The 18,394-nt window shown below is 74.1% G+C and carries 18 protein-coding genes; 7 read left to right on the forward strand and 11 right to left on the reverse strand.

Translation table 11 applies throughout. The features are described 5' to 3' along the window. The first annotated feature begins 92 nt into the window (after positions 1-92). The 5 genes from QFZ64_RS32685 to QFZ64_RS32705 all read left to right on the forward strand — a co-directional run bounded on the left by QFZ64_RS32685 (position 93) and on the right by QFZ64_RS32705 (position 3,919). Positions 93-1,181 carry an S-(hydroxymethyl)mycothiol dehydrogenase gene (locus QFZ64_RS32685; RefSeq protein WP_307071081.1) on the forward strand — a complete coding sequence of 363 codons (1,089 nt, stop codon included), beginning with the start codon at positions 93-95 and terminating at the stop codon, positions 1,179-1,181. Further along, positions 1,181-1,810, forward strand: a complete 630-nt coding sequence (locus tag QFZ64_RS32690) for an MBL fold metallo-hydrolase (protein WP_307071082.1) — start codon at positions 1,181-1,183, stop codon at positions 1,808-1,810. Before QFZ64_RS32685 ends, QFZ64_RS32690 begins: the two co-directional genes overlap by 1 nt. Positions 1,811-1,912: 102 nt before the next feature. Further along, a complete protein-coding gene (locus QFZ64_RS32695; protein ID WP_307071083.1) occupies positions 1,913-2,710 on the forward strand; it encodes an SDR family NAD(P)-dependent oxidoreductase in 798 nt (265 codons plus the stop codon). Between the two features lie 145 nt (positions 2,711-2,855). Then, positions 2,856-3,575, forward strand: a complete 720-nt coding sequence (locus QFZ64_RS32700) for a L,D-transpeptidase family protein (protein WP_307071084.1) — start codon at positions 2,856-2,858, stop codon at positions 3,573-3,575. Between the two features lie 158 nt (positions 3,576-3,733). Next, entirely contained in the window at positions 3,734-3,919 is a 186-nt protein-coding gene (locus QFZ64_RS32705; RefSeq protein ID WP_307071085.1) for a hypothetical protein, read from the forward strand. 60 nt (positions 3,920-3,979) lie between these two features. Here QFZ64_RS32705 and QFZ64_RS32710 read toward each other — a convergent pair whose 3' ends face one another. The 5 genes from QFZ64_RS32710 to QFZ64_RS32730 form a co-directional block, all read right to left on the reverse strand. After that, positions 3,980-5,377, reverse strand: a complete 1,398-nt coding sequence (locus QFZ64_RS32710) for a S1 family peptidase (protein ID WP_307071086.1) — start codon at positions 5,375-5,377, stop codon at positions 3,980-3,982. A 171-nt stretch (positions 5,378-5,548) separates the two neighbouring features. Continuing rightward, the gene (locus QFZ64_RS32715; RefSeq protein ID WP_307071087.1) at positions 5,549-5,695 is read right to left on the reverse strand and encodes a hypothetical protein; all 147 of its coding nucleotides are present in this window, start codon (positions 5,693-5,695) and stop codon (positions 5,549-5,551) included. Next, the gene (locus QFZ64_RS32720; protein WP_307071088.1) at positions 5,692-6,537 is read right to left on the reverse strand and encodes an MBL fold metallo-hydrolase; all 846 of its coding nucleotides are present in this window, start codon (positions 6,535-6,537) and stop codon (positions 5,692-5,694) included. Before QFZ64_RS32720 ends, QFZ64_RS32715 begins: the two co-directional genes overlap by 4 nt. Before the next feature lie 1,255 nt (positions 6,538-7,792). After that, a complete protein-coding gene (locus tag QFZ64_RS32725; protein ID WP_307071089.1) occupies positions 7,793-8,503 on the reverse strand; it encodes a nucleoside/nucleotide kinase family protein in 711 nt (236 codons plus the stop codon). A 127-nt stretch (positions 8,504-8,630) separates the two neighbouring features. Beyond that, entirely contained in the window at positions 8,631-8,807 is a 177-nt protein-coding gene (locus QFZ64_RS32730) for a hypothetical protein (RefSeq protein ID WP_307071090.1), read from the reverse strand. 97 nt (positions 8,808-8,904) lie between these two features. On the opposite strand from QFZ64_RS32730, the gene QFZ64_RS32735 reads away from it, so the two are divergent. Next, on the forward strand, positions 8,905-9,657 hold the full coding sequence (locus QFZ64_RS32735; protein WP_307071091.1) for a beta-phosphoglucomutase family hydrolase: 753 nt from the start codon (positions 8,905-8,907) through the stop codon (positions 9,655-9,657). Then, entirely contained in the window at positions 9,654-12,011 is a 2,358-nt protein-coding gene (locus QFZ64_RS32740) for a glycoside hydrolase family 65 protein (protein ID WP_307071092.1), read from the forward strand. The genes QFZ64_RS32735 and QFZ64_RS32740 overlap by 4 nt, the downstream gene beginning before the upstream one ends. A 199-nt stretch (positions 12,012-12,210) precedes the next feature. On the opposite strand, the gene QFZ64_RS32745 is transcribed toward QFZ64_RS32740, so the two are convergent. The 6 genes from QFZ64_RS32745 to QFZ64_RS32770 all read right to left on the reverse strand — a co-directional run bounded on the left by QFZ64_RS32745 (position 12,211) and on the right by QFZ64_RS32770 (position 18,266). Continuing rightward, positions 12,211-13,851 carry a cation acetate symporter gene (locus tag QFZ64_RS32745; protein WP_307071093.1) on the reverse strand — a complete coding sequence of 547 codons (1,641 nt, stop codon included), beginning with the start codon at positions 13,849-13,851 and terminating at the stop codon, positions 12,211-12,213. Continuing rightward, positions 13,848-14,393 carry a DUF485 domain-containing protein gene (locus QFZ64_RS32750; RefSeq protein ID WP_307071094.1) on the reverse strand — a complete coding sequence of 182 codons (546 nt, stop codon included), beginning with the start codon at positions 14,391-14,393 and terminating at the stop codon, positions 13,848-13,850. The genes QFZ64_RS32745 and QFZ64_RS32750 overlap by 4 nt, the downstream gene beginning before the upstream one ends. Before the next feature lie 155 nt (positions 14,394-14,548). After that, positions 14,549-15,535 carry a polysaccharide deacetylase family protein gene (locus QFZ64_RS32755; protein WP_307071095.1) on the reverse strand — a complete coding sequence of 329 codons (987 nt, stop codon included), beginning with the start codon at positions 15,533-15,535 and terminating at the stop codon, positions 14,549-14,551. 39 nt (positions 15,536-15,574) lie between these two features. Then, positions 15,575-16,534, reverse strand: coding sequence for a DMT family transporter (locus QFZ64_RS32760; protein WP_307071096.1), 960 nt, complete (start codon positions 16,532-16,534; stop codon positions 15,575-15,577). Between the two features lie 37 nt (positions 16,535-16,571). Continuing rightward, positions 16,572-17,444: an SDR family NAD(P)-dependent oxidoreductase gene (locus QFZ64_RS32765; RefSeq protein ID WP_373430705.1), complete on the reverse strand. Its 873-nt coding sequence runs from the start codon at positions 17,442-17,444 to the stop codon at positions 16,572-16,574. 324 nt (positions 17,445-17,768) lie between these two features. After that, on the reverse strand, positions 17,769-18,266 hold the full coding sequence (locus QFZ64_RS32770; protein WP_307071097.1) for a hypothetical protein: 498 nt from the start codon (positions 18,264-18,266) through the stop codon (positions 17,769-17,771). Between the last annotated feature and the right edge of the window lie 128 nt (positions 18,267-18,394).

Genomic DNA, 18,394 nt, shown 5'->3' on the forward strand with positions numbered 1-18,394 from the left:
GTTTCCGTCATCATGGGGTGGGCCGGCGGGGCCCCGCGGCGGACCCCGCCGCCGCCCGCACAAGCTCGGCAGCGACGGAAGGCAGCAGCACCATGGCGCAGGAAGTACGCGGCGTGATCGCACCCGGCAAGGACGAACCCGTCCGCATCGAGACGATCGTCGTGCCGGACCCCGGTCCGGGCGAGGTGGTGGTGGACATCCGGGCCTGCGGCGTCTGCCACACCGACCTGCACTACAAGCAGGGCGGCATCAGCGACGACTACCCCTTCCTCCTCGGCCATGAAGCCTCCGGCGTCGTCGAGTCCGTCGGCCAGGGCGTCACCGACGTGGCGCCCGGCGACTTCGTGATCCTCAACTGGCGCGCGGTGTGCGGCCAGTGCCGCGCGTGTCTGCGCGGCCGCCCCTGGTACTGCTTCGACACCCACAACGCCAAGCAGAGGATGACCCTCGCCTCGACCGGCCAGGAGCTCTCCCCGGCCCTGGGCATCGGCGCCTTCGCCGACAAGACCCTCGTCGCCGCCGGCCAGTGCACCAAGGTCGACCCGGCGGTCGCCCCCGAGGTGGCAGGACTGCTCGGCTGCGGGGTCATGGCGGGCATCGGCGCCGCGATCAACACCGGCAACGTCGGCCGCGGCGACACCGTCGCCGTGATCGGCTGCGGCGGCGTCGGCGACGCGGCGATCGCCGGGTCCCGCCTGGCGGGCGCCGCGAAGATCATCGCCGTCGACATCGACCCCCGCAAACTGGAGAAGGCGCGGACGCTGGGCGCCACCCACGTCGTCGACTCCCGTGAGAGCGACCCCGTCGAGGCGATCAGGGAGCTGACCGGCGGCTTCGGCGCCGATGTCGTCATCGAGGCGGTCGGCCGCCCGGAGACGTACCGGCAGGCCTTCTACGCCCGCGACCTGGCCGGCACCGTCGTCCTCGTCGGCGTGCCCACCCCCGAGATGAAGCTCGAACTGCCACTGCTCGACGTGTTCGGCCGCGGCGGCGCTCTGAAGTCCTCCTGGTACGGCGACTGCCTGCCCTCCCGCGACTTCCCCATGCTCATCGACCTGCATCTGCAAGGCCGCCTGGACCTCGGCGCGTTCGTCACCGAGACGATCGCGCTCGACGGCGTCGAGGAGGCCTTCGAGCGGATGCACCACGGCGACGTGCTGCGCTCGGTGGTGACGCTCTGATGGCCGCGCGCATCGACCACCTCGTCACCTCCGGGCAGTTCAGCCTCGACGGCGGCACCTGGGACGTCGACAACAACGTGTGGATCGTCGGCGACGACCACGAGGCCGTCGTCATCGACGCCGCGCACGACGCCGACGCGATCGTCGAGGCCCTCGGCGGCCGGCGGCTGCGGGCCATCGTCTGCACTCACGCCCACAACGACCACATCGACGCCGCGCCCGCCCTCGCCGAGCGCACCGGCGCCGTGATCTGGCTGCACCCCGACGACCTGCCGTTGTGGAAGCAGACCCACCCCGACCGGCTGCCCGACCGGTGGCTGGACGACGGCCAGGTCCTGGAGGCCGCCGGCGCCGACCTCACCGTGCTGCACACGCCCGGACACGCGCCGGGTGCGGTCTGCCTGTACGACCCCGCGCTCGGCACGGTCTTCACCGGCGACACCCTCTTCCAGGGCGGCCCGGGCGCCACCGGCCGCTCGTACTCGCACTTCCCGACCATCGTTGACTCGATCCGGGACCGGCTGCTCACCCTGCCGCCCGAGACGGTGGTCCGCACCGGCCACGGCGACACCACCACGATCGGCGCCGAGGCCCCGCACCTCCAGGAGTGGATCGCCCGCGGCCACTGATCCGCACCGGGCAGCGTGGCCGGCGATCCACGCCGGGCACGCTGCCCGATGATCCGTGCCGGACACTGTGCCCGATGATCGGCACGGGGTACGTTCGGGACCATGACTGCGAGGCTCGCGGAACGGTTCGAGGGGTACGGCGCGCTGGTCACGGGCGCGGCACGGGGCATCGGGGCGGCCGTCGCCCGCCGGCTCGCGGAGGAGGGCGCCCGCGTCCTCGTCACCGACGTGGACGCGGCGGCGGCCGGGGAGACGGCCGCCGGGCTGCGCGCCGAGGGGCTGGCGGCCGAGGCGCACGGCTGCGACGTGGCGGACCGGGCGTCGGTGGAGGCCGCCGTCGCCCGTGCCGTCGAGGCGTTCGGTTCGCTCGACGTGCTGGTCAACAACGCCTACCACTGCAGCCCGGACGCCCCGCTGTTCGAGGACGAGTCCGACGGGAGCTGGGCTCTCGACCTCGACGTCACCCTCACCGGCGCCTACCGGTGCGCCCGGGCCGCGCTGCCGCACCTGGTGGCCTCCGGGCGCGGTGCCGTCGTCACCATCGGCTCGGTCAACGGGTTGCAGGACTTCGGCAACCACGCCTACAGCGCCGCCAAAGCGGGCCTCGTCTCCCTGACCCGTACGCTCGCCGGGCACGCCGGACCGCGCGGGGTCCGCGTCAACCTGGTCGCGCCCGGCACCGTCCGCACCCCCGCCTGGGCGGACCGCCCCGCCGCCCTGGCCGCCGCCGCGGAGGTGTACCCGCTGGGCCGGGTCGGCGAGCCCGAGGACATCGCGGCCGCCGTCGCCTTCCTCGCCTCCCGCGACGCGGCCTGGATCACCGGTACGACGCTGTGTGTGGACGGCGGCGTGACGGCGGTCAGCACGGGCTTCAAGGGGATCCGGCACCGGCTGTCCTGAGCACGTTCCCGGCCGGTGCGCACCCCGTTCGCACCCGGTGTGCGAAGGCGTGCAACCGCCGGGCGCCCTCGCGTGTCTACCAGGGCGAGTCCGTACCGAACCGGAGGTACCGGGAGCGGGAGGACGGGGCAGGGGGAAACGTGCCATGGGGGACTTCCGGAGCGGCATCCGCAGCGGCATCGGCAGACGGACCGCCGTCGCGCTCGGCATCACCGGGCTGGTGACACCGCTCGCGCTCACGCTCGGGGCCGCGCCCGCGACCGCCGCGAGCTGCACCACGTCGGCTGGGCCGTACCAGAAGAAGGTGGAGAAGTTCCTGGGCCGGCCGGCCGACGGCAGGCAGTCCGCCGCCGACTGCCAAGCGATCCGGGCCTTCCAGTCCAAGCACGGCATCACCCCCACCATCGGGTACGCGGGGCCCGTGACCTGGGGCGTCATGGACCTCATGAACAAGCAGAAGGCCGTCGGCCACCACCCCAACAGCGCCGGCCGGTGCCCCGTCAACAAGGGGCGCATCGCCTGCGTCAACCTCACACTCCAGCTCAGCTGGATCCAGGACGGCAGCAGGCTCGTGTACGGTCCGGTCCCGGTGCGGACCGGACGCAACGGGTACGAGACCCGCACCGGCGCGAAGAAGATCTACTGGCGGCACATCGACCACGTGTCCTCGATCTACCACGTGGCGATGCCGTACAGCCAGTTCTTCGACGGCGGCGAGGCCTTCCACTCGGTCGGCGTCAGCATGTGGAACCCGCCGGGATCCCACGGCTGCGTCAACATGACGACGAAGGCCGCGAAGAAGTACTGGTCGCTGCTGAGGAACGGTGACGACGTCTACGTGTACGGGCGCAAGCCGGGCACGTGAGGTGTGCGCAGCACGTGCGGCGTGGGTGCGGTGCGCAGGAGGCGCGAGGAGTGACGTGCGCCACCTCCGCACCGGTGCTGAGCTGGGGTGATGAGCTTCACGCACCCAATTGCCGGATTGCGTCGCTTTGCTCACAACGGCTTCACGGGCGGACTCGTATGCTTCACGGCATGTCCATCACTCCTGAACCGGCCGTCGAAAGGTCGCCCGACGAGGTAAACGACGAGATTCGCGCGCTCTGGCGCCGGTCGGGCGGCACGCTGACCGGAGAGCAGCGCGAGGAGTACCAGCGGCTCGTCATGGAATGGGCGACCGCGGTGCCGCAGCCGCGTCGCGCGGCCTGACTCCCGGCCCCCGGCCCGCCCCCGTCGGCGTGCGGCTCGCCCCCGGCTCTGCCCCGGGGCTCAGCTCCAGGTGCGGGCGTACTGTCTGCGGTACGCCTCACGGTCCCGCTCCGAGCGGATGTACCGCGCCGCCACCCACAACACCATGCTCCCCGCGACGACCAGCAGCCCCGGGCCCACCGTCCCCGGATCGGTGAGCCGGGCGGTGAACGAGCGGGCCGCCTCCGAGCCGACCTGCTCGACCGCGCCGGGCTTCGCCGACCCGGGCGCGACCATCGCCCCCCGGGAAGCGGACGCGGACGGCTGTGCCGCACCGGCCGCGGCCGACGACGGCGTCCCGCCGGAACCGTCCCCCGCCAGCCGCACACCCAACGCGCTCATCGCCGCCCGCAGCGGCTGGAAGAACGTCGTCCCCCCGCTCGTGCAGTCCCCGCTGCCCCCCGACGTGACACCCAGCGCCAGCCCGTCGGAGAACAACGGCCCCCCGCTGTCGCCCGGTTCCGCGCACACGTCCGTCTCGATGAGCCCGGTCACCGTCCCCTCGGGATAGTTGACCGTCGCGTCCAGCCCGGTCACCGTGCCGTCGTGCAGCCCGCTCGTGCTGCCGCTGCGGAACACCCGCTGGCCCACGGCCGCGTCACCCGCCGAGGCGATGCGGACGCCCTTCCCGTCGCCGATGGCGACCACGTTGGCGTCCGCGCCGGCCGACTGCCCGTTGTCGTACCGGATGAGGGAGAAGTCGTTGCCGGGAAAGCGGGAGGACACCGTCTGGCCGAACTCGGTCGCACCCCCGTCGTCGCCGAACCACACCGCGCCCTTCGGGCCGCAGTGGCCGGCGGTGAGGATGAACCTGCTCTGCCCGTCGGTCACGTTGTAGCCGGCCGAACAGCGGCCGCCCGTCGAGAACATGGGCTGCGCCCCGTTCAACCGGGTGGTGAACCTCGTCTTCGTCCGCTCCATCCGTACCCTGCCGCCCATGCCGTCGGCGAGCCGCGTCAGCCGTGACCAGTCGCCGGCCGAGACCGTGGGGTCCGCCCGCACGACGACCTCGTTGGTCAGGTAGTCCACGGACCAGGCGGTGCCCGCGACCCGGGGCGCGGCGCGCAGGCTCTTCGTGGCGGACCGCAGTTCGTCCATGCTGTGCCGCACCACCTTGGCGCGGGCCCCGGCCGCCTGCACCGTCCCGGCCGCGTCCCGGTCGGTCACGGCCACCACCGGGCGGCCGTCGGCTCCGATCCAGGTGCCGGCGGTACGGCCGGTGCCGAGCCGGGAGACGAGCCCGGCGCCCCGCGCGGCGGCGGACTCGACGGAACCCGTGGCGTGCGCGCCGGACGACGGCGTGCCGCCGGCCGGTTCCGTGGCCATGGCCTGGGTGACCATCAGGCCGCCCAGAAGAATTCCTCCGACGGCCGACAGCCGTATCCCGCGTCGGACGATCCGTCGTCGTGCGTGCCTCATGCAGGGCTCCCGAACCACTGAACACCGCCGGCGGGCCACCACCGCACGGAGCGTCCCGATCGTCGGACGCCGTCCCTCCATACGTGCGCCCGTACGCCCGCGTTCAGCGCGGTGCGGCGGGGACCCCGCCGCTTCCCGCCGGCCGCTTCCCGCAGCACGCGGCGGGAGGGCTCAGCGGGGCAGGAGGCTGCGTTCGCCGCCGTCGGCGGTGAGGATCGCCCCGTGGACGTAGCTGCTCGCGGGGGAGGCGAGGAACGCGACGGCCTCCGCGCCCCGGGCCCCCGCGAGCCTCCCGGACGCCGCAGGGCCTCCGGTCACCGCACCACCGGAGCCGCCGACCCGGCCGTCACCCGCGCCCGCTGCCCGTGCCGGCAGTGCACCAGACGTTCGCCGAGGCCCACCCGGTCGACCTCGGCGAGGAACGCCTCCAGCGGGGAACGCATCACCGTGTAGTCGCCGTAGTGCACCGGCAGGATCAGCCGGGGGGCCAGACGGCGGGCCAGCTCCGCGCCCTGCGCGCCGTCCATGGTCACCACGAAGCCGCCGGGCAGCGTGGTGCCGCCGAGATGCAGTACGGCCAGGTCGGCGGCGGGGAAGCGGCGGGCGATCTCGTCCAGACCGTCGTACGGGAGCGTGTCGCCGGAGAGGTACAGCCGCAGCCGTACGGGACCGCCCTCGGGGCCGAACTCCAGCATGCTGCCCATCACCGGGGGCAGCAGCCCCCGCAGCACCGCCTGCCCCGCGTGCCGGCCGGGCAGCGAGGTGATCCGCACCTGGACGCCGCCCCGCCGCAGCACGCAGTCCTGCCAGGTCCGCAGCCCCGCCGCCTGCCGGAAACCGTGCAGGACGTGCAGCCGGCGGGCCGCGTGCGGGGTGGTCACGATGCGCAGCGAGGGGTCCAGGCCCCGCCGGACCCTGCGGTCCCAGTGGTCGCCGTGCAGATGGGACAGGACGACGCCGTCCAGGGGCGGCAGTTCCTCGATGCCGAGGGCAGGTTCGGTGAGGCGCCGGCTGACCAGCCCGTAGCCGAGGTGCGCGTACTCGCCGCGGTGCAGGAAGTTGGGGTCGGTGAGCAGGGTCAGCGCGCCGTAGCGCAGCAGGACGGTCGCATTGCCGACGAAGTGGAGGTCGAGCGGCTCGTCGTCCGTGGTCCGGGCCATGGCGGTCCCTGTCCGACGGGACCGGGGGAGCGGCCCGTCTGTCGTGTTCCGTGTGGGGGCTTCACGGCGGGAGCGCCGCGGGGCCCACCGCCTCGCAGCCTGCGAGCCTGCTGAGTACCCGCCCGCCCGGGGCGTACGCGGGAGCGCGGGGCGCGCACCCGCGTTGCGCGCCCGTATGCGCCGCGAGGCGCCGGCGGATGAACCGCGAGGCGTGCGCGCACGTATCCCTCACCGGACATGGCGCACGGCCCAGGGAAGGCGCACGGAAGGAGAACGGCGTGCCGACACCGACCGACCCCCCCGAAACCGGCGGACAGCCCGCGCGGCGCCGGGTGGTGGAACCGACGTACGTCATGCGCCGCCGCCGTACGGAGGCGCTGGCGGACCTGGTACGGGAGTACCGGGAGAGCCGCGACAGTCGGGAGAGCAAGGACAGCCGGGAGGGCTGGGGCGACCGGAGCGCCGGCCGGGGTACGGAGCCCGAGCCGGAGTACGAGGCGGTCCTCCTCGATGACCCCCGGCGCGGCGAGGCTCCCGTCACCGACCTCGCCACCGAGGAGATGCCCCCGGTCACGGCGCCCCTGCGGCCACCGGGCGCGAACCCGGGCCCGGGCGTGGGTCCGGGCCCGGGCGTGGGTCCGCGCGCGTCGCGTCGTGCCCGCGCGTCGCGTCGTGCCCGCGCGGTGCGAAGGGCCGAGGGTCCGGCGGAAGGGGCCGGGTTCACGGGGCGGCGAGCCGCCGCCGTCGTCATCGGAGTGGCCGCCGCCCTCGTCGGGTTCGGCGCCGCGCTCGTCGTACCCGGCGTCGGCGGTCCCGACGCCGCCCAGCGGGCCGGGGCGCCGTCCGCGCCGCCCGCCACCGGCGTCGCCGCCTCGCCCGCGGACACCTCCGGCACCGACCCGGACGGCGCCGGCACGCTGCGCGAGGGGGACAGCGGGCCCGCCGTGAGCGAACTGCAGCAGCGGCTGCGGCGCATCCCCGACGTGTACCGGGACGGCGCCACCGCGGTCGCTACGACGCCGTGCTGCGCGCGGCCGTCGCACGGTTCCAGCTCTGGTACGGCATCAGAGGCGACGAGAGCGGTGTCTACGGCAACGACACGCGCCGCGACCTGGAGTCCCGCACCGTGCGGTGACCCCCGACGGCGGACACGGGCCGGCGTGCGGAGGCCGCTCACCTCCACGCCGTACGCCGCCCGGGCCCGCCCACCGCAACGGGCGTGCCGCGCATCTCCCGCACGCGGCACGCCCGTTGCCTACTCCGTTTCCGTGCGCGAGCGCGCGAGGGCCGACGGGACCGGCAGAGCCGACGGGACCGGCCGGGGCGGCAGGACCGGTTCCGGGACGATCAGGTCCGCCCGGTCGCGGGTCGTGGCGATCAACTCGGCGTTGCGCCGGTCGGTGCCCAGGGTCCAGGCGACCGCCGCCTCGTGGTCCTTGCCGAACTGCTCGTGCCGGGCGATCAACCGCTCGACGCGCGCCTCCTCGTCACGGGGCTCGCAGTACCAGACCTCGTCCAGCGAAGGACGTACGCGGGCCCAGGCGCCGGTGGTGAGGAGGAGGTAGTTGCCCTCGGTGACCACCAGCCGGGCGGTGGGCGGTACCGGGATGGTGCCGGCGATCGGCTGTTCGAGGTCACGTTCGAAACCGGGCGCGTAGACCGTGCCGTCCTCCTCGGGGTCCTTCAGCCGGCGCAACAGTGCCGCGTAGCCGGCGGCGTCGAAGGTGTCGGGCGCGCCCTTGCGTTCGAGGCGGCCGAGCCGGTCGAGTTCGACGTCGGCGAGGTGGAAACCGTCCATGGGGACATGGGCGGCCGGCGGTGGACCGGGAGCGGCGTTGAGGGCGTGGACGAGGTGCTCGGCGAGGGTGGTCTTGCCGGAGGCGGGGGCGCCGGTGAGCCCGAGGATCGCCCGGGAGCCCGGACGGAGCAGGGCCGAGGCCCGCCGCAGGAGGTCGTCGAAGGTCACGCCCCCTATTCTCCTCACCCCGGATTCCTCTCATCCCGGGCCGCCTTCACCCGTCCCGTCCTCCTCGGGCCTCACCTCACCGTTCCCCCAGGGCCTCACCGGCCTCACCGGCGGCCTCCACCGGGTTTCACCGGGCTCCCGGCGTCAGGATCTCGTCCAGCACCTTGCCCACCGTCTCGTAGACGACGGCCCGTACCGCCCCTTCCTCCCCGCGTCCCCGCCACGCCCGCTCCTGCTCCTGCGCCCATCTCCGCGCCCGCTGAATTCTCCGCAGCAACTCGTCCGAGTCCACGACATCGCTCATGCGTTCCGGGTACCCCCGCCACGCCGGGGAATGTGGCGCTCGACACAGACCCCGGTGCCGCCCCCTGTTTCCGCGCGGCGGGGGGAAGCTGTCCCGTATGACTGCACGCGTGACGGACCTCGGCCTCCCGGACGGAATCCAGGCCTGCCTCTTCGACCTCGACGGGGTCATCACCAGGACCGCCGTCGTCCACGCCGCCGCGTGGAAACGGACGTTCGACGCATATCTGCGGCAACGCGACGGCACGGACTTCCGGCCTTTCGACAAGGGCGCGGACTACGACAGTTACGTCGACGGCCGCCCCCGCGCCGACGGCGTCCGCACCTTCCTCGCCTCCCGCGACATCCGCCTCCCCGAGGGCACCCCCGACGACCCGCCGGACCGGGAGACCGTGCACGGTCTGGGCAACCGCAAGAACGAACTCCTCCTGGAGCTCATCCGCACCCAGGGCGTCGAGGCGTACGACAGCACCCTGCGCTACATCGAGCGGGCCCGTGCCGCCGGCCTGCGCACCGCCGTGGTCTCCTCCAGCGCCAACTGCCGTGACGTGCTGCGCTCCATCGACGCCGAACACCTCTTCGACGTCCGTATCGACGGTGTCGTCGCCGCCGAGCGCGGTCTGCCCGGCAAGCCGCACCCGGACACCTTCCTCGCCGCCGCGAAGGACCTGGGCGTCGAGCCGAAGGCCGCCGCCGTCTTCGAGGACGCCCTGGCCGGCATGGACGCGGGCCGCTCCGGACACTTCGGTCATGTCGTCGGCATCGACCGGGTCGGCCAGGCCGACGCGCTGCGCGCCCACGGCGCCGACATCGTCGTGGCGGACCTCGCCGACCTGCGGAGCCGGGCGTGATCACACACTCCTCCTACGGCGTCGAGCCCTGGCACCTGCGCGAACGCGGACTGCACACGGACGTCCTCCCGCAGAGCGAGTCGGTGTTCGCGCTGTCCAACGGACACGTCGGCTGGCGCGGCAACCTCGACGAGGGCGAACCGCACGGACTGCCCGGCTCCTACCTCAACGGCGTCCACGAGTCCCACCCGCTGCCGTACGCCGAGGCCGGCTACGGCTACCCGGAGTCCGGGCAGACCGTCATCAACGTCACCAACGGCAAGATACTGCGCCTGCTGGTGGACGACGAACCCTTCGACGTGCGCTACGGACGGCTGCGCTCCCACGAACGCGTCCTCGATCTGCGCACCGGCCTGCTCACCCGCACCTGCGAGTGGACCTCCCCGGCCGGCACCACCGTCCGCATCCGCTCCCGCCGCCTGGTGTCGTTCACCCAGCGGGCCATCGCCGCGATCTCCTACGAGGTGTCCGCCGTCGACAGCCGCACCCGGATCGTCGTGCAGTCGGAGCTGGTCACCAACGAGCAGCTCCCCGGCCACAACGGGGACCCGCGCGCGGCCGTCGCCCTGGAGTCACCGCTTCAAGCGGAGACCCACTTCGCCAGGGACACCCGGCTGCGGCTCGTGCACCGCACCCGGCGCAGCCGGCTCCGGGTCGCCGCCGCGGCCGACCACCGGATCACCGGCCCCGAGGAGACCACCACCGAGAGCGAGTCCACCGAGGACCTCGCCCGGCTCACCGTCGCCTCCGTGCTCGCCCCCGGCGAGACCCTGCGGGTGGACAAACTCGTCTCCCACGGCTGGTCCAGCACCCGCTCACTGCCCGCCGTCAGCGACCAGGTCGACGCCGCGCTCGCCGCCGCCGCGACCTGCGGCTGGGCGGGCCTGGTCGAGGAACAGCGGGAGTACCTCGACGACTTCTGGGCCCGCTCGGACGTCGAGGTGGACGGCGACGAACAGATACAGCAGGCCGTGCGATTCGCCCTGTTCCACGTGCTGCAGGCCGGGGCACGGGCCGAGCAGCGGGCCATCCCCGCCAAGGGCCTGACCGGCTCCGGCTACGACGGCCACGCCTTCTGGGACACCGAGACCTTCGTCCTGCCGCTGCTCACCTACACCTCGCCGGAGGCGGTCGCCGAGGCGCTGCGCTGGCGGCAGAACACCCTGCCCGCCGCGCGCGAGCGCGCCGCCCAACTCGGCCTCGGCGGCGCCGCGTTCCCCTGGCGCACCATCGCGGGCCAGGAGGGGTCGGCGTACTGGCCGGCCGGCACCGCCGCCTTCCACGTCAACGCCGACATCGCCGACGCCGTCGTCCGCTACACCGCCGCCACCGGCGACAAGCGGTTCGAACGTGACACCGGCGTCGAACTCCTCGTGGAGACCGCCCGGTTGTGGCGCTCGCTCGGCCACCACGACCACCGGGGCGCGTACCACATCGACGGGGTCACCGGCCCCGACGAGTACAGCGCCGTCGCCGACGACAACACGTACACCAACCTCATGGCCCGGATGAACCTGCTCGCCGCCGCCGACGCGGCCGAACGGCATCCGCGGCAGGCCGCCGCGCTCGGCGTGGACGACGAGGAGAGCGCCGCCTGGCGGGACGCCGCCGAGGCCATGCACATCCCCTACAACCACGAACTGGGCGTGCACGAGCAGCACGCCGGGTTCACCCGCTACCAGCGCTGGGACTTCGCGGCCACCCGCCCCGACCAGTTCCCCCTGATGCTGCACTTCCCCTACTTCGACCTCTACCGCAAACAGGTCGTCAAACAGGCCGACCTGGTGCTGGCGATGTACACGTGCAGCGCTTTCTTCGACGCCGAGCACAAGGCGCGCAACTTCGCCTACTACGAGCCGCTCACCGTGCGCGACTCGTCCCTGTCGGCGTGCACCCAGGCGGTCATCGCGGCGGAGGCGGGCCACATGTCGCTCGCCTACGACTACCTCCACGAGGCCGCGCTGATGGACCTCCACGACCTGGAGCACAACACCCGCGACGGGCTGCACATCGCCTCGCTCGCCGGTACGTGGATGGTGCTCGTGGCGGGCTTCGGCGGCATGCGGCACCACGGGGGGACGCTGCAGTTCGCCCCCCGGCTGCCGGAGACGTTCCGGCGGCTGGCGTTCACGCTGGAGCTGCTGGGGCGCAGGGTGCGGGTGGAGATCGAGCGGGGGGCGGCGGGGTACACGCTGCTGAGCGGGGAGCCGCTGGTCATCCACCATCATGGCGAGTCGCTGACGGTGGAGAGGGACAAGGTCAGCCGACGTGACATCCCGCCGCTGAAGGCGGTCCCGGCCCCGGCCCAGCCGCACCACCGCCGTCCGAACCGGGTGGCGGCGCCGGAGGGTTAGGGTGCGGGAGGGTTAGGGCGAGGGTGCGGGAGGGCGAGGGTGCGGGTACTTCTCCTCGCCCCCGCCGCCCTTTCCCGTCCCGACCCCGGAGGGCCCCCCGGACCCGCGAAGAGATTGCGCGGCTCCCCGCGCCCCTGCCAGGACTGCGCGAGCAACCACCCGCTCACCCGCGCGTCCGGGGTCCGAGGAGCGGAGCCCCTCAGGGTCGGGGACGGGAAGGGTAGGGGTGGCGGGGGCGGGGAAACGCCGTGCCGGCGAGGATGTGGGGCTCGACGCGGTCGTACGCGCGCCGTTGGCGATCCCTGCGGGACCGCCCCGACAGCACCGTCCCCAGCCACCCGCACACGAACCCCGCCGGAATCGACACCACCCCCGTCGTCGTGAACGGGAACCAGTGGAAGTCCAGCCCCGGGAACGCCGCCGTCGGCGACCCGGACACCAGACTCGTCCCCGGCATCAGCACCAGCACCGCCACCGTCCCCCCGATCAACGCGCACAGCAGCCCCGCCCGCGTGCACCGCCGCCAGAACAGGGCGTACACCAGCGCCGGCGCGAGCGCGGACGCGCCCACGCAGAAGGACGCCGTCGCCAGTGGCTGCAGGCTGCGGTCCTGCACCAGCGAGGCGAGCAGGATCGCGGGCACGCCCACGACCAGCGCGCAGACCCGCGCGAGCGCCGTCTCCCGCTGCGGACTGAGCCGCCGCGCCCGCGTCGCGAACACGTCGTGGGCGAGGGAGTTGGCGCAGGCGAGGATCATGCCGGCCACCGACGCGAGCAGCGTCAGGAAGATCGCCGTCGTCACCGCGGTGAACAACAGCGTCTCCGGACGCGACAGATGCGCCCCGAAGGCGGCCCGCGAACCCAGCAGATACGCCGTGTTGCCGCGCGGATCGGCCGCGGCGAGCCCTTCCCGGCCGACCAACGCGGTGGCCCCCACGCCCACCACGGTGATCACGACGGCGAACAGCGCGACCGAGGTCACGGCCCACGACATCGACCGCCGCACCTGCCGGGCGCTGCCCGCGGTGTACATCCGCATCGTCACATGCGGCAGACACGCTCCGCCCAGCACGATGGTGAGCTGGGTGCTGACCATGTCCAGCCGGGGGTGGTCGCCCCCGGCGAACTGCAGGCCGGGCCGCAGATACGCCTGGCCCGCCCCGCTGCGGCCGGCGGCGGCGGTGAACAGCGCCCCGGGGTCCCAGTGGAAGGCACGCAGGACGAGGACGGCGACGACGGCGCCCGAGCCGAGCAGCATCACCATCTTCAGCAACTGGATGAGGGCGGTGCCCTTCATGCCGCCGATGGCCGCATAGCTGATCATCAGCGCGCCCACCCCGACGACACACCCGGTCCGCATGGCGCTGCCGGTGAACCCCAGCATGTACGCCAGCAGTTGGCCGGTGCTGGCGAGCTGCACCAACATCATCGGCAGCAGGGCGATCAGGGTCACCGCACACGTGGTGATCCGCACCGACCGGCCCGGCATCCGCCGCGACAGCGCGTCGCCCAGGGTGAATTGGCCGGTGTTGCGCAGCGGTTCGGCCAGCAGGAACATCAGCAGCATCAGGGACAGCGTCATGCTCAGGGCGAGGACGACACCGTCGTAGCCGCACAACGCGATCACCCCGCCGATGGTGAGCACGGTGGCGGCGGAGATGTAGTCGCCGGCGATGGCGAGCCCGTTGCGCAGCGGGGACATCGTGCGGTAGCCGGTGTAGAACTCGGCGAGGTCGTCGCGGTCGGGGCCGGTCATCACGCACAGCAGCAGGGTGACGGTGACGACGGCACAGAAGGCGACCAGCGACCAGGACTGGGCGGAGCCGTCGAACTCGGTCATCGCCCCGGCTCCACGAGGCCGTCGTGGTCGGGGGCCCGGGGCGGGGGATCGGGCGGGGCGTGGCGACGTACGCGGGCGGCGAGTGGGTCGACGTAGCGGCGGGCGGTGCACTCGTACAGCACGACGGCGAGCCAGGTGACCGGGACCTGCACCAGGCCGAGCAGCAGCCCCGTGGACAGGCCGCCGGTGACGGGGCGGGTCAGTACGGAGGGCTCGTACGCGGAGAGGAGGAGGAAGACCACGAAGTAGCCGAGGGCGGCGAGGGTGGCGACCCGGCGCTGCCTGCGGTAGGCGCGACGCAGCATCCTCAGGTCACCGTGGTGCCCGCGCGCCGAGTGCGGTGACGCCCGGCGTAACGGCCGGGTCGGTAAGTCCTTGTCGCGGCGGCCCGGGGCGTCGCCGTCCCGCGCGTGCGCCGCCGGCTCCTCGTCCAGGTCGTCGTCCATCGGCCACGGGTGGGGCGGGGCGGAGACCGACCAGCTCGGTATGTGCGGCGGCGGCACCGGATACGAGGGGTACGGCGCGTGCGGATCGTGGGACATCCCGGTTCTCCTTGCGGCGCGGAGGTCCGGCGGGTGCGGACCGTGGGGGGAGGGAAGCGGCGGAGTGGGAGGGAAACGGCGGAGTGGGTTTTCGCACGCTAGCCGCCGCGATCCGGGCCGTGGGGCGTTTTCCGGGAACTCGGGGAGGCCCGTCCTCACCCCGCTGACCTCGGGTGTTGCCCGTGTGAGTGCAGTGACGGCAGAGCAGTGAGAGACGTCCGGGAGCTCCCCTCGGTGCGCCGGCGGAAACCGTCGGAGGCGGGTGCGCCCAGGCCGTGGTCCGCGAGCGGGCCCACCCTCAGGCCCGCCCGCCGGCAGTCGGCGACCAGAGCCGGGAGCGCGTCCAGAGTGGCCTTCCAGCAGTCCGGGGCGGCGACCCGGTCCGTGTCGTGCAGCAGCACCGTGCCGCCGCCGCGCAGATCCGCCCCGACCGTCCCGCGCACCGAACCGGGGGTGGCGTCCGGCGTCCAGTCCCTGCCCCACGCCGACCACAGCACCGGGCGCAGCCCCGCCCGCCGGGCCGCCGCCCAGCGCCCGGAGGTGAGGATGCCGTACGGCGGCCGGTACCAGCGCGGCCGTAGTCCGCTCACGCCGGCCACCGCCTCGGCCGCCCGCGCCACCTCGCGCGCGTCCCGCGCGGGCGCGGGCAGCCACGGCCTGTCGTGCGTCCAGCCGTGCACGGCCAGCTCGTGCCCCCGGCGGGCCGTCTCGCGGGCCACCTCGGGATGGCGTAGGACGCTCTCGCCGAGGACGAAGAACGTGGCGCGCACCCTCAGCGCGTCCAGCGCGTCCAGGAAGAGCGGGGTGGAGACCGGGTCGGGGCCGTCGTCGAAGGTGAGGGCGACATGGCCGGGGTGCCCGGTGCCCGCCAGCCGCGGGAAGAAGCGGCGCCGCAGCCCCGGTAGCCAGGTGGCGGCCGGAACGATGTGCGCGCCGGCCACGGCGGTGACCGCGAGAGCCGCGGCGGCCGGCGCCGCCGTACGCCGGAAGGGCGGCGGCGCGATCGTCGGGCGCCGACCGGACGTGGGGGCGGAGGCGGACGTGGAGACGGGGACGGAGACGGGGACGGGTGCGGGTACGGAGACGGGGACGGGGGCGGACGTGGAGACGGGGACGGGTGCGGGGGCGGTCTCGCGGCTCATGCTTGTGGCTACCTCTCTGTCCGGTGCGCTGTCGTGGGTTCAGGAGCCGCGGCGCGAGCGCGCGCGGGCGGCGGCCCGGGAGGCGGTGGCGCCCGCGGTGCCGGTGCCGGTGCTGTTCCCGGTGCCGCCCGTCCCCGTGTCCCACGTCTCCTGCTGCGAGGCCGCGTGGGCCAGGCCCACGGTGCCCGCGCCGATGAGCGCGATCCCGAGGATCTCGGGCACGAGCCGCAGCCCCAGGCCGATGTGCTCGTCGAACAGCGCCCAGCCCAGAGCCACGCTGGTCAGCGCGTCGCCGAGGGTGAGCGCCGGCTGCGAGGCGGTCAGGCTGCCGGCCCGGAAGGCGCCCTGGAGAAGGACGAAAGCGGTCAGCCCGGCCACCGCCAGGGCGTACAGCGGCCAGGTCGCGAAGATGCCGGCGCCCACGTCACCGATCCGCCCGGTGACCTCCTTCATCAGCGCGGCGGTGGTGGCGAAGGAGACCGCCGAGGCCAGTGCGAGCAGGGCGGCGCGGGGGGAGCCCCTGGTCAGCCGGGAGACGAGGACGAGGGTGACCACCGCGGCGAGCGCGGCCGCCCCGGCCAGCAGCCAGCGGCCCGGGGTGGCGTCGGCGCGTCCCTCGGTCGGCGCCGCCGCGCCGAGGAAGAAGGCCAGCCCGAGGGCGAGGGCCACGAAGGCCAGCCAGGTGCGCCGGTCCGGTGTGTGGTGGAAGACGAGGCTGCCCACGGCCAGGGTGAACAGCAGCTCGGCGGCGAGCAGGGGCTGGACGAGCGAGAGGCTGCCCACGGTGAGCGCGGCGGCCTGCAGCACGGTGGAGACCGCGAGCAGCGCCGAACCGGCCAGCCAGAACGGGCGGCGCAGCACATGAGCCATCCAGTGCGCGGCGTGCCGCACACCGGCGCCGGCATCCGCCTCGTCGGCCGCGGCACGCCGTTGCAGCACCGAGGCCGCGGCGTTGGCGAGGGCCGCGAGCAGGGCCAGGACGACGGTGGGCGCGTTCACCCCGCGACTCCTCGACGACTCCGCCGGCTTCCACGGCTCACCCGAAGCGGGCGGCGAGCCGTCGGTAGACGGCGGGGGCCGCGCCCCGGATCCGGACCGGCAGCCGCAGCCAGCCGGGGACGTAGATCTCGTCGCGGCCCCGGGTGACCGCGGCGCTGACCGCTTCGGCCACCTTCTCCGCCGGCACCGGCCGCGGGTGCGACCGTACGTAGGGCATACCCCGCCGGTCGAAGAACGGCGTGTCCACCACGGCGGGTACGACGTGGCTGACGCCGACGCCGGTGCCGTACAGCTCGTAGCGCAGCGCGTCCGCGAACGCGGCGAGCGCCGCCTTGGCGGCCGAGTAGACCGCCTCCTGGCGTACGGCGAGCATCCCGGCCACCGATCCGATCAGGACGACGCGCCCCGCGCCGGCCTCCACCATGCCCGGCAGCAGCCGCCGTACCAGGTGCATCGCGGGCAGGACGTCCACGTCGAACAGCGTGTCGATGGAGCCCGGGGGCATGGTGGCGAAGTCGCCCGCCCAGCCGACGCCCGCCCCGGCGACCAGGAGGTCCACCCGGCCCCCTGCCGCGTCCAGGGCGAAGTCGGCGAGCCGGCCTTCGGCGCCGGGGCGGGAGAGGTCGGCGGGGAAGAGCGCCGCCGACGTCGCGTCGGCCACCTGCGCGAGCCGCTGGGGATCGCGCCCGTTCAGCACGAGATGCCAGCCGTCGGCCGCCAGGCGCCGCGCCACGGCGGCGCCGATGCCGGAGGAAGCGCCCGTGACCAGGGCCGTTCCGGGGCAGACCCGCTCCCCGGCGGCCGGCCTCCGCACCATCCGGGGCTCCGCGCCCGGCCCGCCCACCGGCACCTCGGCGACGGATGAGGCGTCACGGGCGTACGAGGGGGCGCGGGAGTAGGCATGAGCCATGGTGCGACCTCTGCGGGACGGCGAGCACCGGGTGAACCGGCCGGCGGCCGGAAGCGGTGCGCGGACGGGCGGACGGCGGTGACGACGCGGACGGCGACGTGCGGACCCGCGACGTGCGGGCGTGCGGGCGTGCCGACGGAGCGAGCGGTGTTGGAGTATCCGCCCGGCCGAGTTCTGAAACGTACGCATCTCCGCACGTATGGGGCGTGCGAGGTGCGGCCCCTGTGCGCGGGTGCGGGGGGTGCGCCCGCGTGCGCGGGCGGTTCCGCGGTGGCGCGGGCGGGTTCCGGGCCCGAGCGGGTCCGATGCGGCGGGTGTGCTGCGCTACGACGTGCGCCGGGCCGCTCGCCGCTTCGGGGAGCCGGCACGTGTCGCGGGGCCGCCCCGTTCGCCCGCCCCGTGCGCGCGCTCCGCGAGCATGACACCGACGAGGCCGAGGAGGGCCAGCACGCAGCCGGTCGTCACCTGGTTCCAGCGGATGACGTCCGCGCCGAAGCCGCCGAAGAAGCCGGAGAGGATCAGGCCCACCCCGACCGCCAGCACCAGCAGATCGGTCGCCCTGCCGCGGGCCCGGGAGATCCGGGCCAGGCCCGTGAGGAAGACGATGACCCCGGCGCCCATCTCCACGAGGTGGGGATCGTTGCCGAGGGTGTCCGGATACCCCAGCGCCCACATGCAGATGAACAGCCACAGGCCGGCCAGCATCATCAGCATGCTCAGCGGCACGTCGTGCAGTTCCTTCGCGCCGGGCCCCGGCACCCTACCGATCGGGCCCGGACGGCGCTCGACATCCGCGGGTTCTCTGGTCGAAATCGCACTCATTCGTACGGACTATCCCGCCTCGCGCTCTTGAACCCTCCCACCGGCTTTCCACTCGGCGGCAACCGCGTCCGCGGGGCGCGACCCGGCGCCCCGCCGGATCACGGGAACAGGTCCCAGAGCCCCCGGCC

Source organism: Streptomyces sp. B3I8 (genome assembly GCF_030816915.1).
Taxonomy (GTDB): Bacteria; Actinomycetota; Actinomycetes; order Streptomycetales; family Streptomycetaceae; genus Streptomyces.

Coding starts and splice junctions, on each gene's coding strand:
- QFZ64_RS32685 (WP_307071081.1), top strand. CDS start 93: ATGGCGCAGGAAGTACGCGGCGTGATCGCACCCGGCAAGGACGAACCC.
- QFZ64_RS32690 (WP_307071082.1), top strand. CDS start 1,181: ATGGCCGCGCGCATCGACCACCTCGTCACCTCCGGGCAGTTCAGCCTC.
- QFZ64_RS32695 (WP_307071083.1), top strand. CDS start 1,913: ATGACTGCGAGGCTCGCGGAACGGTTCGAGGGGTACGGCGCGCTGGTC.
- QFZ64_RS32700 (WP_307071084.1), top strand. CDS start 2,856: ATGGGGGACTTCCGGAGCGGCATCCGCAGCGGCATCGGCAGACGGACC.
- QFZ64_RS32705 (WP_307071085.1), top strand. CDS start 3,734: ATGCTTCACGGCATGTCCATCACTCCTGAACCGGCCGTCGAAAGGTCG.
- QFZ64_RS32710 (WP_307071086.1), bottom strand. CDS start 5,377: ATGAGGCACGCACGACGACGGATCGTCCGACGCGGGATACGGCTGTCG.
- QFZ64_RS32720 (WP_307071088.1), bottom strand. CDS start 6,537: ATGGCCCGGACCACGGACGACGAGCCGCTCGACCTCCACTTCGTCGGC.
- QFZ64_RS32730 (WP_307071090.1), bottom strand. CDS start 8,807: ATGAGCGATGTCGTGGACTCGGACGAGTTGCTGCGGAGAATTCAGCGG.
- QFZ64_RS32735 (WP_307071091.1), top strand. CDS start 8,905: ATGACTGCACGCGTGACGGACCTCGGCCTCCCGGACGGAATCCAGGCC.
- QFZ64_RS32745 (WP_307071093.1), bottom strand. CDS start 13,851: ATGACCGAGTTCGACGGCTCCGCCCAGTCCTGGTCGCTGGTCGCCTTC.
- QFZ64_RS32750 (WP_307071094.1), bottom strand. CDS start 14,393: ATGTCCCACGATCCGCACGCGCCGTACCCCTCGTATCCGGTGCCGCCG.
- QFZ64_RS32755 (WP_307071095.1), bottom strand. CDS start 15,535: ATGAGCCGCGAGACCGCCCCCGCACCCGTCCCCGTCTCCACGTCCGCC.
- QFZ64_RS32765 (WP_373430705.1), bottom strand. CDS start 17,444: ATGGCTCATGCCTACTCCCGCGCCCCCTCGTACGCCCGTGACGCCTCA.
- QFZ64_RS32770 (WP_307071097.1), bottom strand. CDS start 18,266: ATGAGTGCGATTTCGACCAGAGAACCCGCGGATGTCGAGCGCCGTCCG.